General features: G+C 59.2%; 2 tRNA genes. Both read right to left on the bottom strand.

Features of this window, described 5'->3' with window-relative positions:
* Window positions 1–165 precede the first annotated feature (165 nt).
* A tRNA-Glu gene (locus QN224_RS33670) sits at window positions 166–240 on the bottom strand.
* A gap of 58 nt (window positions 241–298) precedes the next feature.
* Window positions 299–374, bottom strand: a tRNA-Glu gene (locus QN224_RS33665).
* Window positions 375–392 lie beyond the last annotated feature (18 nt).

The following is a 392-nucleotide window of genomic DNA, read 5'->3' as shown; positions in this document are numbered from 1 at the left end:
AACCCGTGTTTCCGCCGTGAAAGGGCGGCGTCCTAGACCGCTAGACGATGGGCGCCCAAGACGAGGTGGCTTATAGAGAGCGCTTCGGATTCCCGCAAGTGAGCGAGAGCCATTAAATCAACTTTTTTGCGGGAAAATTTGAACTGCCGCATCCGAAGTGGGATTTGGTACGCCCAACGGGACTCGAACCCGTGTTACCGCCGTGAGAGGGCGGCGTCCTGACCGCTAGACGATGGGCGCCTGCTGCGGAAGCACCGGCACCATACTACGAAAAAGATCGGATAGGAAAGAGGAGGAATGGCACGCCCAACGGGACTCGAACCCGTGTTTCCGCCGTGAAAGGGCGGCGTCCTAGACCGCTAGACGATGGGCGCCCAAGACGAGGTGGCTTA

It is taken from the genome of Sinorhizobium sp. 7-81 (genome assembly GCF_030124405.1).
GTDB classification, from domain to species: domain Bacteria; phylum Pseudomonadota; class Alphaproteobacteria; order Rhizobiales; family Rhizobiaceae; genus Sinorhizobium; species Sinorhizobium psoraleae.
The sequence above is the reverse complement of the archived record's forward strand: the minus strand, read 5'-3'. Positions and strand labels throughout refer to the sequence as shown.